Here is a 16109-nt window from a genome sequence, read left to right on the forward strand (position 1 = left end):
GATGCGCGGCATCTTTGGTATTTATTATGGGGTCAACCTCAGCAAAACCATCTGCAAAAATTTCGAATTCTGAACTAAGCTTACCATCTTTAAATGGCACAAAACCTACTATATAACCTGATTGCGGATAGGGCGCTCGATTTGTTGATCCGTGAAAAGCTATAAACGCCCCATTTTTATATCTCTCAGGAAATTGATCGCCTTGATAAAATAATAAATCATTTGGAGCCCAATGCCCAGGAAAACCAATTATTGGGTCATCATAATCTGCACATCTTCCTACAATTTCTCCATCACCTCCATATTCGGGAGCAAGAACTTTTTTTCCCCTTACCTGATCATAATAACAATATGGCCAACCAAAATTAGAACCTTCAGTTACTTTCATAAATTCTTCGGAAGGCAATAATGCACTTTCTTGGGGTGTATAAAGATTAGGCCATAGTCTTAATAAATCATCTCGGCCATGCATTACCGCATATAACTCTTCATCCACCGGATTCCAATTCATAGCTACTAGACTCCGAATCCCTGAAGCATATTTAAAACCATCCTTTTGTGTTTGACCTAGCTTATTGGCGTCAAATCTCCATATTCCCCCATGATCTTCCAATTGTGGGCAAGGATCCATTCCTGGTGCACCAGGAGTCCGCTTTGGATTTTGACATGCATTTGAAGGAGCTCCAAAAGGCACATATAAATACCCTTTATTATCAAATGCAATTGGCTTTCCGATATGTTCATGTTTACCATGCTCATGATCATCAGTTACAACAACTTCAACTTTATCTTCTGGAAGCAAAGAACCAGGAATTAACTTTTGACGATATACAACAAGATCAGAACTATAATAAACGTAACCATTGTAAATACGCATTGCCGTCGCATAACTCCATCTAGCCTTTTGACCATTACCAAAACGCTCTACATCATCCGCGATAATATCTCCATCGGAATCTTTCAATGCAATAGCAACACCTTTTTCTGAAGAGTTTCTAAGTTTAGCATAGATTACATCATCTTCAGAAATAGCCATGTGTCTTACCGTCTCATTGATACTATCAATTACAACTGCTGAACTAAAACCATCAGGCAATAACAATTTACCGTCTATAGGATTATTTTTACATGCAGAAAAAACTAGAATCAACAATGAAAATACGACAAAGCCCTTTAATTTAAAAAGTAACTTCATTGAGCAATTAGTTTGGTTGTTACTGGAATAACCCCAACAATATAGCACACTTTCGCATTAAAACCAAGCAACTCTGCACAAAAGTGTGTACGAACACACTTTTGGCCAAAAATATATATTCTTAAGTATATTCAGACGCAAGTGTTCTAATGATTCTATTCGAATATAATTGAACCAAAAAATTCTGGGCGATGAAAATCAGGGCGCTTTGTGGCTATGGAGTTCCAACTTAAGTAGTGCTCCTCTGCACTCTTATCCCCACATTTATAAAAATTAGCGTTGCTTTTTAAACCTTTTAATTGAATATCCTTATTGTGCGTTAAACTTGTTGCAGGAATTACAATAGTCATTTCCCATGAATAATCCCCTGTTTTCTCTTCAAACGTTTTTTCTCCTAATGTAGAACTAATTTGTATTTCGCTGTCTATGACTTCAGGTGCAACAAAATCTCGTTCACCTCTACCAGCACCATATGCCAAGTGGGTAACACCAATACAATTAAATTCAAAATTATAATAGCTCCCGTCTCCTAGAGGATCAAAGAAAAACTCAACACAACTATCCATATGAACCGAACCATTCGTTTCTGCAACAACTGCACGAATACTCTTCTCTTTCACATAATACTTAAGCCAAATTTGATTATTATTATGGGCAATTCTAAATTTAACTTCAGGACTGTACTGATATGCATCCCAATTGAGTACATCTATAGATTGCAATTCAGAATTCACCTCCAATAACTCAGACACCTTCTCGAGATCTGCATTTCCAGAATACTCTATTTCTTTAACTTTTAGCACCTTTTTCAATTTTGATGTTTGTGCCACTGCGGTGCCAAATATAGAAACACACAGGACCAATATTATTTTTCTTTCCAATTTCATAAAAACAAGATACATATTAAAAACGAACCTAAAACTAGCCCAGTTCAATATTAACTGATTTCCAAAAAAGAAAACCACACTCAGTCAATTAAAAATTATATACAATAAATTTATTATTTTATAACATATTGTTAACATTGTAATTCTAAACACATGAATGTCAGTATATTTACCGGCTATGAAAAATATGATTAAAGCGGTTTATGAAAATAAAAAATACTTGTTATTGAGTATTTTAATTAGCGTATTAACAATGGTACCGCAATATGTCTATTTCATATCATTTAACAGAACAATTTTTATTACGACCGTATTAGTTCTCTTATTCTTATTTTCAATTTTAAGCAAAGTACTTTTTACCATATTCACGGTTTATCTTAACATTATTAATATGTTAGTTATTCACATGAACTCTACCTGGGGCAGGGTAACCATTTTAGAACCCGTAGTAGAACTAATCTATTTTTCATCGAAAAGAGAGTCCTTAGAATATCTTCAGAAGTACATTTCTTTTATTGATATATTCATCATTTTGCATACCGCTATTGTGGGCTATATTCTGTACAAATTTGTAAGGAAGTATTCTCTAAAATTCAAACCTTTAAAATTAACTTCATTAGTTCTTATCATTTTACTTCTAGGCGGATTACATCAAATCAAGGGAAACATTTTAAAACTAATGCCTCTATCTCTAATTCATGATTACAATATGGTTGTTAAAAGAGGTACAGCTTTTAAAGATCGTAATGAGTTTTTAAACAATAAAAAGATTGAAAAGTCGAAAAATGAAATGATTTATGACAAAGTTGTTTTGATTATGGGAGAATCTGTAAACAAAAACTTCATGGGGCTTTATAACGACAAGTATAAGACTACTCCTTTTTTCTCTAATATTAAAAATGATATTTATACATTTAACGCCATAGCTCCTGCTACCCAAACTCATCTTGCCATACCCCTTACATTAACAGAAACTACCCATAAAGATTTTGATGCTTTTTTTAAATCAAAATCAATTATAAGTGATTTTAAAGCAAATGAATATAAAACGTATTGGATATCTAATCAAGAAGGTGCAGGAGGAAAACACGAATCCTCAACAACTACAATTGCTAGAGAATCTGATTTTGTGAGTTTTCAAAATTACGATGTTGCTCTTACCAATCCGGACGAAGTATTATTTGATGTATTAGATGAAATCGAAATTAACAACAACTCTAAGCAAATGTTTGTTTTTCATATGATGGGTTCACATGCTGATTATGACCAAAGGTCCACAGCAGAAATAAGGCTCCATAAGAATCCTAAAAATTTACTTGAAGAATATGAAAACACCATTTATTATTCCGATTATTTTATAGAGGAGGTTTTCAAAAAGTTCAACAATACTAATAAGAATGTGCTTATTATTTACACATCTGATCATAGTGAAACTCTTGATGAAAACACTGGAGGGCATGGTTTTTACAATTCACATAAAGAAAGTGTAGAAATTCCATTAGTCATGTATTCAAATATAAAAAACGAGCGATTAGAAGATTTACTACTCGAGAACAAAAATGGCTTCTTTAATAATGAAAGTCTTTATAGTATAATTAAATATATAAGCTCGATCTCAGAAGAAAAAGCCGTTTCAAAATCTCCTTATTTTATTTCTCAAAATCTTGAAAATATACTTGATTATACAAAATTGGACTACTATTATGAACACGAATAAAATTCACCCATTATTGAGTTGTTGTGTAATGTGAAAAAATTGTTAGTTAAAAATTCACAACAATTCCTGACCATTAGTATTTTACTTCAACAAGTTTCTTTGAACCTTATTTGAAATTCATTTCTAAATTTAGCTCTTACTTCAATACCTAAATACTTAAAATGTTTTGTACATTTAAAGGAACATCAACAAAACTATTTTAAACCAACTATTCACTTCCACACAAGAAGTCGAAACCTACCGATTTAAAAAAATGATTTTTTTTAAAAGACTCGCAGTACTTTTTTGTTTCTCTTTTATATGCAGTTGCGGGCTAGACAAACCTGAAGAAGTAGCACAAGCATATGCTAAACTTCCTGATGAAATTGATTTCAATTTTCATGTACGACCTATTCTTTCTGATCGCTGCTTTAATTGTCATGGCCCTGATGAAAATGCTAGAAAAGCAAACTTAAGATTGGACACCGAAGATGCGATTTTCAAAAATATCCCTGGCAAAGAAACGTTTCCAGTAGTTGAGGGAAAACCCGAAAAAAGCGAACTAATTTCTAGAATCTTAAGTCAGGATTCTGATTTAATCATGCCTACTCCTGAATCCAATTTAATTCTGACAGCAGAAGAAAAAGCGATATTAATAAAGTGGATTGAACAAGGAGCAAAATGGAAAACACATTGGGCTTATTCCGTTCCTGAAAAATCTGAATTACCGGAAATTAATAATACCTCATGGCCAAAAAATGAAATTGACTTCTTTGTTTTAAACAAATTAGAATCTAATGGATTAAACCCTTCGGAAGAAGCAAATAAGGAAACTTTAATACGAAGGTTATCATTTGATCTAAACGGACTACCTCCTACTCCTGAAGAAATTCAAACTTTTCAAAATGACAATTCTAACAACGCCTATGAAAAACTAGTAGACCGTTTATTGGAATCTCCAAGATATGGCGAGCGCTGGGCATGGGAATGGTTAGATGTAGCTCGTTATGCGGACACAAATGGTTTTCAAGGCGATTTTACCCGCGACATGTGGCCCTGGCGCGATTGGGTTATTCGTGCTTTTAATGACAATATGCCCTATGATAAGTTTACAGTAAAACAACTAGCAGGAGACCTTTTACCCAATGCTTCTAGGGAAGATATTATGGCTACCGCATTTAATAGAAACCACCCATACAACACCGAGGGTGGCACCATACCCGAAGAAACAAGAGTTGTTAATGTATTTGATCGCGTAGAAACTACTGGCACTACATGGTTAGGATTAACAATGAATTGCGCACGTTGCCATGATCATAAATACGACGCCATTACTCAAAAAGAATATTATCAACTGTATGATTATTTTAATCAAACTTCTGAAGAAGGTGGTAATTGGGGAGGACAAATTAAACCTGTACTTAATTTAAGTCCAAAGGAAAGAAGGGATAAGATGGCCGCCATACAAGAAAATGCAGACAAATTAATTGCATATGTGCACGATTACGAGAATAAAAAATTCCCAAGAGATAATGGATTACCAGTATCCGAATCAAAGGTTGCAAAAACTTTAAACGGTCTAGACCCTCGAATTTTACTTAAACCACCCAATAAAAGAGGTGCTGGTAATTTAAAAACATTAGCTAATTACTTTATCAATAAAGACAATACGTATGCAGGGCTTTTAAAAAATGCATACAAAGAACAAGAAAAACATAACAAGCTAGCAGCTACTTCTACTATGGTTATGGTTATGGATGAACGTGAAGAACCTCGAACAACTTACATACTAAATAGAGGTGGTTATAATAACCCTCAATTAGAGGACACCATTGTTAGAAATGTACCTGCTGTATTACCTCCATTACCAAAGAACATTGAAAACAATCGTCTGGCCCTCGCAAAATGGTTAGTTTCCAAAGAACAACCCTTAACAGCTCGTGTTACCGTTAATCGGTATTGGCAACAATTTTTTGGAAATGGAATTGTAAAAACAATAGAAGACTTTGGAGTGCAAGGCGCTCTACCTAGTCATCCCAAGTTACTAGATTGGCTAGCTGTTGATTTTCAAGAGAATGATTGGGACCTCAAACGACTTCTAAAAAAAATTGTAATGAGTGCTACTTATAGACAATCTTCTAAAGTGTCTGAAGAGCTTTTACAAAAAGACACCGAAAATAAATATTTGGCTAGAGCAACACGTATGCGCTTACCCTCTTGGATGTTACGCGACCAAGCACTCTACATAAGTGGACTAATGGCAGATTCCTTGGGGGGCAAACCAGTAAAACCATATCAACCAGAAGGTATTTGGGCAGAAGCAACATTCGGACTACGATCTTACGAACAAGACAAGGGTAATGCCCTTTACAGACGTTCTTTGTATACTTTTTGGCGAAGAATAGTTGGACCGACATTTTTGTTTGACAATGCTTCAAGACAACTATGCTCCGTAAAATCGTTTAATACAAACACACCTTTACATGCTTTAACAACACTTAATGACATCACTTATTCAGAAGCTGCTCGAGTCATGGCCGAAAACATACTTTCATTCGAGAATAATGATTCTGAAAGGCTAAAATATGCTTTTAAAAAAACTACTGGGCGGTTGATAAAACAGGAGGAATTTAAAATCTTAAACGATAGATTATTATCATTAAAAAATGACTATGCTAAAAATAAAAAGGAAGCACTAGCACTTACTACAATAGGAGAATATAAAAGCAACAAGCAAATGAACTTAGTAGACCATGCGGCCTATACGGCAATTTGTTCTTTACTTTTAAATTTAGATGAAACTATAAATCGACAGTGATGAAGAAAAAAATCTTACATCCATTTGAAGAATATCAAGCGCAAATGACCCGAAGAAATTTCTTTGGAAAAATGGCTATGGGTGTTGGTGGGATGGCTTTAGGGTCTATGATAAATCCATTATCCTTATCCGCTGCATCAGCTAATACTAAATTTATAAATTCAAATATCGGGAGCCTGCCTCATTTTACGCCAAAGGCAAAAAGAATTATCTATCTTTTTCAAAATGGAGCCCCTTCACATGTAGATTTATTTGACTACAAACCCTTACTTAAAAAGTGGCATGGAAAACAAATTCCAGATTCATTAACCGCGGGGAAACGCTTTTCTACCATGACCGGCGAACAAGCAGCAAGACCTATAATTGGAGAAATAAGTAATTTTACCCAACATGGAAATAGTGGGGCATGGGTTTCAGATTTTATGCCTGAAACTGCTAAAGTTGTCGATGACTTGTGTTTTATAAAATCGATGTATACCGAATCTGTAAATCATGCCCCTGCAATTACTTTTTTCCTTACAGGCTCGGAACAACCAGGTCGACCCAGTTTAGGATCTTGGCTTACATACGGATTGGGTAGTACTGCAAAAGATCTTCCCGATTTTGTTGCAATGACCTCTAGAGATAAAGAAGCTAGTTGTGGACAAATTTTTTATGATTATTATTGGGGTAGTGGATTTTTACCCACCAAATTTCAAGGTGTAAAATTCAGAGGCGGTGGTGACCCAGTATTGTATTTAAAAAATCCTGAAGGTATGAGTCGCGAAATGCGTCGACAAATTTTAGATGACATGCAGGAATTAAATGCAATTAATCATGCTGAGTATGGCGACCCTGAAATCCAAACACGCATTGCGCAATATGAAATGGCTTATAAAATGCAAATGAGTGTGCCAGATCTTACCGATTTTTCTGATGAGCCTCAGCATATTTTAGATATGTACGGCCCTGATGTGCAACGAAAAGGTAGCTACGCTTACAATTGCTTAATGGCTCGAAGATTAGCAGAACGCGATGTGCGATTTATACAGTGTATGCATGCAGGATGGGACCAACACACAAATTTAAACTATCAATTAATTACTCAATGTAACGATACGGACAGAGCTAGCGCTGCCTTAATTAAAGATTTAAAACAACGAGGTATGCTCGAAGACACTCTCGTTATTTGGGGTGGAGAGTTTGGTCGAACTCCCTTTTTACAAGGTAATATTAAAGATGTTCGAAATTGGGGAAGAGACCATCACCCCTATGTTTTTACACTTTGGATGGCAGGTGCAGGAGTAAAGCCCGGTTATACTTATGGCGCCTCTGATGACTTTGGATTTAACCCTGTTGAAACACCGGTACATGTGCATGATTTTCAAGCCACCGTAATGCACCTAATGGGAATAAATCATGAACAATTCACTTTTAAACATCAAGGGAGACGATATAGACTAACTGATGTTCATGGACATGTTGTAAAAGATATTATGAGTTAGAACGAATTATAATCAAATCACTTTTTAAAACATTTAACCTGATAAAAATCATGTTTTAACTACTGGGGAAATTGCAATTTTGATGGCTTAAACTTTAGACAACCAAGTTTACACCTATTTAGCTTTCAAAATTATTATCTTATGACATACGCACATTCCTTTCATATTCCTGTTATGGGCATTGGTTTTACAATTGACTCTCCTTTAAAAGTTTCACAATTCGGCATCGATTCTGTTATTTCCTTAGTTGATGATATACTTCTCGAGAAACTCCGAAAAATGTACTGTAAAAAACACAACCTTCCTTACGATGAAATCACCGAAAAGATAGAAGATTTTAGAGCGAAACGTATTACTTCTTATCTTAATACTATACAGAATCTCGCTCAAGAGAAATTTGAAACATTTAAAAATACAACTACTGAAACCGTTTCGGACATAAAAGAATATTTTAATTCTTTACCAGACTCATCTGCTTTTAAGCAAGAGTTTTATCAGCTTTCAAAGAATCACATTACCATAGAAGAAATTAAAAACTGGGTTAAAGAACGCATGCCAATGGGTAGCATTGACGTTAATATAATGACCAAGGTTGATAAAGATAATTATGTTAAAAAAGAAAAACTGTCTTCTGAATATAATGATGCACATGCAGCTTTAAGAGGATATGCAAATAGTAATTTACATTCTTCAGTAATTCTATCGGCAGGAATGAATCCAAGACTTTATAGCTATTTAGAACAATTTGATGATTTCTACCCCGACACCAATGGATATATCAAAAAGAAAATTGTCCTTAAAGTAAGTGACTATAGATCTGCGCTTATACAAGGTAAGTTTTTAGCTAAAAAAGGGATTTGGGTATCTGAATACAGAATAGAATCTGGTCTTAATTGTGGCGGCCATGCATTTGCTACCGACGGCTTTTTAATGGGTCCTATTTTACAACAATTTAAAGATAATAAGCAAGAATTAATCGATACGGTTTACGAACTATATATTGGAGCACTAGAACAAAAAGAACGCGTTATTCCTAAAAATATAATGCCCTTAAAAATAGCAGCCCAAGGTGGTGTTGGGACAAACGAAGAGCACAAATTTCTGCTTAATGAATACGCAGTAGACTCTGTAGGTTGGGGTTCTGCTTTTCTATTAGTTCCAGAAGCTACAACTGTAGACTCAGAAACATTAAATAAACTGGCAACAGCAAAGGAAGACGATCTTTATTTAAGTAATATTTCTCCACTAGGAATTCCATTTCATAGTTTAAAAGGGAATACTAAAGATGAAGAAAAAGCTGCTCGAATTCTAGATGGAAAACCTGGAAGTCCTTGTCCCAAAAAATTCGTAGCTCTTAACAAAGACTTTAATGTGAAAGGACTTTGTACGGCTTCCCGTCAATATCAAAATCAGAAATTAAAAGAGTTAGACAAACAAGATTTATCACCATCTGAATACGATTATCACTATAATAAAATAACTGAAAAATCCTGTACTTGTGTAGGTCTAGGAACATCTGCGTTACTAGCTTACAATCTCGACACCAAAATAGAAGGCGAAGGAGTGTCCATTTGCCCAGGTCCTAATATGGCCTATTTTTCAAAAATTACTCCGCTATCTGAGATGATTGAACATATCTATGGAAAAACTAATATAATCTCCCGAAAGGATCGCCCAAATATGTTTATAAAAGAACTATACATCTATTTAGAATATTATAAAGAACAAATTGCTGAGAACAAAATGTCGCCAACTGAAAAGCGTAGAAAACAATTATTGACTTTCGGCAACAATCTCAATAATGGCATTTTATATTATCAGAAATTGTTTAATGAACAAAATACTATGGAGGACTCTACCTGCAATACAATTTTCACGCAATTAGAAGAATGCGAATTTATATTAAATGAATTAACAAAAGATATTGAGATTATGGTCTCTTAAAAACAATTTTAAATTATAAAAAGCCAGCGTCTCCACTGGCTTTTTATAATTTTTCTTATTCTTCAATAAATATACCAACAACAATATTCGTAATAATTGAAGGAGTCAACTTATACTAGATTTCCTTAAATAAATCATTATAATGTTGTGATGGTAGGAGTATACCTCCGCTTTCATCATAAAAAGATTGCCCCGTTTTATAAACGCCATTTTTGGTTTGGGTCCATTCTGCACCTGCTCTTGGGTGATAAGACACCAGTCTATCCCAATCATTATAAAATTGATGTCCATTAGTTTCCAACAATCCTATATCCATCATTGGTAAAGGTGCTAAACGAGCTGCAATCGATTTATTCCAATCAACCAAAATCGGATTCACAGTTAAATCAGCACTAAAACAAGGCACCTTGCGCTCATGACAAGCTTGTACAATTTTCATTGTCATACTCAAGGTTTTAGCAATGGCCTTCACTACAATTGTACCATACCCTTGTTCCATACGAGCCACAGCATCCTCAACCGCATGTGCACTTTCATCTGCAGCTATTGTAACGCCTAAATCACCAACATAAGATTCGTCGCTTATTGCTAATGGCTCTTCTATAACTGCAATTTGATCGAAAGCTCCTATTTTTTTAGCATGATCTAAAAAGCGTAATAATGTTTCTTTAGACTCATACCTTCCATTTGGATCTACATAGTATGGTATTTTCCCATCTCTAGTATGAGGTGTTTCGTAGTGCCCAATGTTTTTGTGCACATTAGATAGAAATTCCATATCCTTGGCCAACATTTCTTTTTGAGTACCCTTAGCACCCATTTTCAATTTCATTATAAAATAACCTTCATCAGCTGCAGTTTTTATTTTTTCTATCGCTGTTCCCACAGGAAATGATGGAATACTTGCCACTTTTTCATGCTTATAGGATAATCCTGGACGGTACGCTTCAGGAATCATTGCGTCGAAAGTTTTCAAATTATTTTCATGAGCATATAATAACCAAGCTGCATTATCAACTGCTACTAACGAATTAAGCGCAAAGGTTTTTCTTAAATCTGATTCACCAGTTATTTTTTTCCCATATTCATGCACTTCTGGCAATATTTCATCAAGCAATTGAATTGGATCCATGAAGGAACTTCCCTTTACCAGTTGCAGTGCCCGTTCACTTAAAGCAAACATTAAAGCATTTGCTCCATTCTCAGAATGTGCACGGGCAACTCTACCATCAGACCACAATGGACTTTGCGTACCTAAACCAACCTTTGACACTCCAGAATTGCTTTGTAACCAGGCAGCTGATTGCCAAAGTTGCGTAACCGATCCTCCCCCAAAACGATATGGCGTAAGAGACTCTCTTTCAAAATTTGAACTCGTATTTTTAATCGTAATTTTAGTTTGCATTTTGCTTGCTTTAATTGATGCACCAATGTTAACAGGCAGTCCTATTGAACTCAAAACCGTAGCTGCCGAGGTCTTATTAATAAATTCTCTACGCTTCATAAATCTTTTGTTTTCATAGAATCATTAATCTTTTTCATATTCATTATTTTGGAATGGTATTTAAAGTGTACCAGGCCTCCGTAGACCATAGCTTTAGATTTTTATCACTTTGCAAATCGACCGGAATCCTTAAATATACAACATGTTCTTTTTTTAGTCCCGGTAGTTCTAAATATAGTTTTGTTCGATCTTTTGATAGAGCCGTACTAGTAATCTTTAACTGCTCCAAATCCATTTTTGGTCCACCATAATTTTTTGTTGGTTTGTACCACCATTGCGAGATATAAAAGGTTGAGGGATTAATTTTTATATCCTCTTTTAAAGGCTGCGTGAATTCAATCTCAAAGCCTTCTGGCTTAGCACGAACAGCCAACATTTCAAATGTAGATTTTCCGTTATATTTAATACTTTGAAGACCATATTTAGTTTCCTTCCAGGTCCACCCCCCGACCATTCCAACTTCCCCGATATAAAGTGCACCATCGGGTCCCCAACAAAGTCGATTTACACCAGCTGCCAAACCTTGTGTGAAACGGAAGACGGCTCCTTGATAATTACCATTTATTTTTTCAATAAAATCACGTTTTATACCCCCATGACATACATCGCCATGTAGCATTTGCCCTTTATATGGACCATCATTCATTAAAACAGGTTCTGAAGGTGAATTAGCAATTTCAGTTCCTGGCAACCAAAGGGTGGGAGGGTTCATTTTAGGTACCACTTGTAAAGTATCTAAAAGCCCCCAAGCCATACCATTATACTTACCTTTTTTAACATGAATCAACTTGTTTCCAGGCAACCATTGCCCTTGATTGTCTGTTACGAAAAGTTCGCCATCCACCCCTAATCCAATACCGTTAGGAGTTCTTAGACCATAATCAAGATGTACATAGCTGCCATCCATTCCTATTTTTATAGTCCTACCACGATCAAGTTTTTGTTTTTCACTTTTTAATAGACGCATCGCCATTGAAAGTGAAACATAAAAATATCCTTTATCATACACTAAGCCGAAGGCAAATTCATGAAAATCTTCTGTAACCTGCCACGTATTACAAATAGCTTTGTACTCATCAATAACCTCATCTCCATCATGATCGATCAATTTGGTAAGCTCATGTTTTTGCAAAACATATATACTCCCATCCACAACTTCTATACCTAATGGTTCGTGTAACCCGGTGGCTATTCTTTTGTTCGTTATTTGCGTAGAATCTCCATTCTGAAAGCCATCAAGAATATATACTCCACCTTCGGTATCCCATGTCGTATACAACAATCTACCATCTGGCAAAAATGCCAATCCACCTACTTTGGGTTTTAGAACATCATTGTGCAAAGTGGTTAAATCATAACTTGGATGTACTGTTTCCAGAGGGGCTCCATTACCAGGAACGATTTTAGAATTTTTAGCATCTATTGTAAAATCTCTTACGAATGGTTGAAATGGTTCAGGTTCATCTTTTTTTAGTTGGAGGATATATTCCAACATTTCTTCTATTTCTGCATCCATATATTGCGGATGCGGATTCATGACATTTTCACCCCAGGCACCCGAACCACCCAACTGTACTTTTTTAGTTAGTTCCTGAAAAGTATTTTTATTATTAGGATAGCGTTGCGCTATTTGTGAAAATGATGGACCTACATCTGGCTCTTCAATTTGATGACACGTAAAACAATCACTTTCTTCCATCCATAGTCTACCTAAATGATCATAAGACGACTTTAAATCTGGCTCAAACTGTTCTGGAAGAATTTCGAAATAATTTTTTTTAACACTCGTATCATTTGAAGCTAATTCAAAAGATTCCTTTCCTTTTTCTAAAAAAATAGTAGTCCCCTCTGGAACATCCTCCGTTTTAAACCATCTTTCAAGTCCCGGTTTCCCTTCAGAGTCTCTTACATATTCAGGGCGTTCCTTTATCAAAATAGAATCACCTTTGGACAAAATCAAGGTATATTGAAGATAAATCTGATTTTTTCGAAACGAATAACCCCTATTGTTAACTTTTGGAAATTCTTTAATTCCATTTCGTAATACAACCCACTGTTGTTGTTTTATACTATCGGAAATATAAGCGGTTCCCCAAGAAGTGGGCTGTATGTTTTTCTTAGAGGTATAAGGGGCGCCTTCCATAGCTATGCCACCCTTCCAGGCTTTATAAAGAATTGATTGCGAAAGATCATAAGCAACATACATTTGCGAATCAAGTGCAATGGTTAACATTCTTGGTTTTTTGTCTAAAACAGAACGAAATGCCCATACATCCATAGGCCTTTGCCTATTTACATCCTCTTTATTATTACATGCAGATATTATACATAAGAAAGAGAAGCTTATGCAGAGTATTTTAACACTAAATTTCATAAACACTTAAATGATTAGTATAAGATATTCAATAATCTTTAAACTAGCTCCATTAGAATGTTTTTATCACTAACCCTACAATAATTATTGAATTATTTAAAATCCAAATTACTTGAGAAATCAAAAATCAACAACTCTTTAAAAATTTACATAATATTGAAATCATTAAAATTATAAATGCAAAAAACCATTCAATTTCTTGAATGGTTTTTAATGCCCTTGTTTCTACTTCTTAATTTTGCCATCCACCACCAAGGGCGCGGTACAGTTCAATTATAGTTTGTAACTCGTCTTTAATATCTTCTACACCATCTAATTGTGCCGATAGCAAACTGTTTTTTGTTGTTAATACATCGGTGTAATTGGTACTAGATGAATATTCTAATAATGCTTCTGTAAACTCTACAGATTTTTTAAGCGCAGCTATTTGTTGTGCTCTAGACTCTTGCTTTTCTTTGGTCTTATTGTATGTATATAAAGCATTCGAAATTTCTGAACCCGCATTTAACCATGCTGCTTTATAATCATAAAACGACTGTTGTTGAACCGATTTATTTATTTTCAATGTTGCTTTGTTTGCTCCGTTAGCAAAAATGGGCTGTGTTAAGCCACCTATTAAATTATAGAAAATAGAATTATCGAAAAAATCGGACAAACTTAACGAAGACAAACCTCCACTTGCTGAAATGGTCAAAGAAGGATAAAAATTTGTTTTTGCGACATTTACATCTTCAAAAGCACTTCTAAAAGCCATTTCTGCTTCCTGTATATCTGGTCTGTTTCTTAACAAGGAAGATGGTATGCCTATTTTTAAATCAGCGTATGCTTCTTGTTCTTTTAAAGATGTTCTTTCTATAGTGCCAGGTAATCTGCCTAACAAAATAGCTAAAGCATTTTCTTGTTCTAAAATAGATATTTCTATATCTGGTATAGATGTTTCTATTTCGTACCTACTAGCTTCACTTTGTACCACTGCGGCACCATCAACCACCGCCGATTCTTTCAAATACTTCATGGTTTCTTGATCACCAATTCTATTCTCTAGAGTTTCTTTAGTAATTGCTAGTTGCTCATCTAAAGACAGTAAATTATAATATGCTGTTGCAATATCAGAAATTAACTGAGTTTGTACAGCTTTAGTTGCCGCTTCAGTCTCTAAGAAAGACGCGAGAACCGAACGTCTATTACTGCGTAGCTTTCCCCAAACATCTAGCTCCCAACTACTACTTAGTTGCCCTATATAAGAGGTGGTGTTTAAATTAATTCCCGTTACTCCTCCTAAATTTAGTGAAGACTCTGACGTTTTAGATCGCGTAACACTGGCACTTCCTTCTAAACTTGGCAATACTGCTAATTTTGCTTCTACCAAACTAGCTTTAGCCTGATTTATATTTTCGATAGCTACTCTTAAATCGAGATTGTTTTGTAAGCCTTCTTCAATCAAATTTTGTAATATACTATCGGTAATAATTTCTTTCCAAGGCATTGTAGCCATTGATGTTGTATCGTTAACCAACGTATCTCTGTATTGTTCTGCAAATTCATTATCTGGCGTGGTGTATCTTTTATTGATAACCCCACAAGAATTCATCAGTAAAACAAGTACAGCGATAGGAATGATGTATGTTATAGTCTTAGATTTCATATCTGTATTCGTTTTATTTTAGTTGCTCTATTTTTTCTTCATTAGTTTCTTCGTCTCCCCAATCGTGGTTAGACACTCCAACTACTTTTTCTTGAAGGGTTTGGAAAATGATAAAAAGTACTGGTATAACTAATATTCCTAATATGGTACCTACTAGCATACCACCAATAGCACCTGTACCAATAGCTCTGTTACCAACAGCACCTGCACCAGTTGAAATCATTAAAGGAAGTAAACCAAATATAAAAGCAAATGATGTCATTAAAATAGGTCTAAACCGTGCTATGGCTCCATCCATTGCCGATTGTAGTATTGTTTCTCCTTCGCGTCTACGTTGTATGGCAAACTCCACAATTAATATGGCATTTTTAGCCAGCAACCCAATCAGCATCACCAATGTAATCTGTATATAGATGTTGTTACTAATACCAAATAAGTTCGCAAAGATTAACACTCCAGACAGTCCTGCTGGTACTGATAGTAAAACGGAAATAGGAAGTATAAAACTCTCGTACTGCGCACATAATAAGAAATACACAAAAATGAAACACAGCATAAAAAT

At 35.0% G+C, this 16109-nt stretch carries 10 protein-coding genes; 4 read left to right on the top strand and 6 right to left on the bottom strand.

The genetic code is table 11. From position 1 onward, the window contains the following. Together ABJF52_RS04390 and ABJF52_RS04395 are read right to left on the bottom strand one after the other, a co-directional pair. On the bottom strand, positions 1 to 1195 hold a 1195-nt coding region (locus ABJF52_RS04390; RefSeq protein WP_348146837.1), incomplete at its 3' end, for a PQQ-dependent sugar dehydrogenase. A 155-nt stretch (positions 1196 to 1350) separates the two neighbouring features. Then, positions 1351 to 2082, bottom strand: coding sequence for a carbohydrate-binding family 9-like protein (locus ABJF52_RS04395; RefSeq protein WP_348146840.1), 732 nt, complete (start codon positions 2080 to 2082; stop codon positions 1351 to 1353). Positions 2083 to 2239: 157 nt separating this feature from the next. Here ABJF52_RS04395 and ABJF52_RS04400 point away from each other — a divergent pair, with 157 nt between their 5' ends. The 4 genes from ABJF52_RS04400 to ABJF52_RS04415 all read left to right on the top strand — a co-directional run bounded on the left by ABJF52_RS04400 (position 2240) and on the right by ABJF52_RS04415 (position 10024). After that, positions 2240 to 3799 (top strand): phosphoethanolamine transferase, encoded by a 1560-nt coding sequence (locus ABJF52_RS04400; protein ID WP_348146843.1) that lies wholly within the window; start codon positions 2240 to 2242, stop codon positions 3797 to 3799. A gap of 253 nt (positions 3800 to 4052) precedes the next feature. Continuing rightward, positions 4053 to 6596: a PSD1 and planctomycete cytochrome C domain-containing protein gene (locus ABJF52_RS04405; protein ID WP_348146846.1), complete on the top strand. Its 2544-nt coding sequence runs from the start codon at positions 4053 to 4055 to the stop codon at positions 6594 to 6596. Continuing rightward, positions 6596 to 8080 (top strand): DUF1501 domain-containing protein, encoded by a 1485-nt coding sequence (locus ABJF52_RS04410; protein ID WP_348146849.1) that lies wholly within the window; start codon positions 6596 to 6598, stop codon positions 8078 to 8080. The genes ABJF52_RS04405 and ABJF52_RS04410 overlap by 1 nt, the downstream gene beginning before the upstream one ends. A 141-nt stretch (positions 8081 to 8221) precedes the next feature. Further along, positions 8222 to 10024 carry a hypothetical protein gene (locus ABJF52_RS04415; protein ID WP_348146852.1) on the top strand — a complete coding sequence of 601 codons (1803 nt, stop codon included), beginning with the start codon at positions 8222 to 8224 and terminating at the stop codon, positions 10022 to 10024. A 115-nt stretch (positions 10025 to 10139) separates the two neighbouring features. Here the strand turns inward: ABJF52_RS04415 and ABJF52_RS04420 are convergent, their stop codons facing one another. The 4 genes from ABJF52_RS04420 to ABJF52_RS04435 form a co-directional block, all read right to left on the bottom strand. After that, entirely contained in the window at positions 10140 to 11528 is a 1389-nt protein-coding gene (locus ABJF52_RS04420) for an enolase C-terminal domain-like protein (protein WP_348146855.1), read from the bottom strand. Positions 11529 to 11571: 43 nt separating this feature from the next. After that, positions 11572 to 13806 carry a c-type cytochrome gene (locus tag ABJF52_RS04425; RefSeq protein WP_348146858.1) on the bottom strand — a complete coding sequence of 745 codons (2235 nt, stop codon included), beginning with the start codon at positions 13804 to 13806 and terminating at the stop codon, positions 11572 to 11574. 328 nt (positions 13807 to 14134) lie between these two features. Beyond that, on the bottom strand, positions 14135 to 15547 hold the full coding sequence (locus ABJF52_RS04430) for an efflux transporter outer membrane subunit (RefSeq protein WP_348146861.1): 1413 nt from the start codon (positions 15545 to 15547) through the stop codon (positions 14135 to 14137). Positions 15548 to 15560: 13 nt separating this feature from the next. Then, positions 15561 to 16109: efflux RND transporter permease subunit (locus tag ABJF52_RS04435; protein WP_348146864.1), on the bottom strand; the 549-nt coding region annotated here is incomplete at its 5' end.

It is taken from the genome of Aurantibacter sp., assembly GCF_039941195.1.
Taxonomy (GTDB): domain Bacteria; phylum Bacteroidota; class Bacteroidia; order Flavobacteriales; family Flavobacteriaceae; genus Aurantibacter_A.

Bases quoted from the DNA above. Each gene is read 5' to 3' on its own strand.
- ABJF52_RS04395 (WP_348146840.1), bottom strand. From the start codon at position 2,082: ATGAAATTGGAAAGAAAAATAATATTGGTCCTGTGTGTTTCTATATTT.
- ABJF52_RS04420 (WP_348146855.1), bottom strand. From the start codon at position 11,528: ATGAAGCGTAGAGAATTTATTAATAAGACCTCGGCAGCTACGGTTTTG.
- ABJF52_RS04415 (WP_348146852.1), top strand. From the start codon at position 8,222: ATGACATACGCACATTCCTTTCATATTCCTGTTATGGGCATTGGTTTT.
- ABJF52_RS04425 (WP_348146858.1), bottom strand. From the start codon at position 13,806: ATGGATGTATGGGCATTTCGTTCTGTTTTAGACAAAAAACCAAGAATG.
- ABJF52_RS04430 (WP_348146861.1), bottom strand. From the start codon at position 15,547: ATGAAATCTAAGACTATAACATACATCATTCCTATCGCTGTACTTGTT.
- ABJF52_RS04400 (WP_348146843.1), top strand. From the start codon at position 2,240: ATGTCAGTATATTTACCGGCTATGAAAAATATGATTAAAGCGGTTTAT.
- ABJF52_RS04410 (WP_348146849.1), top strand. From the start codon at position 6,596: ATGAAGAAAAAAATCTTACATCCATTTGAAGAATATCAAGCGCAAATG.
- ABJF52_RS04405 (WP_348146846.1), top strand. From the start codon at position 4,053: ATGATTTTTTTTAAAAGACTCGCAGTACTTTTTTGTTTCTCTTTTATA.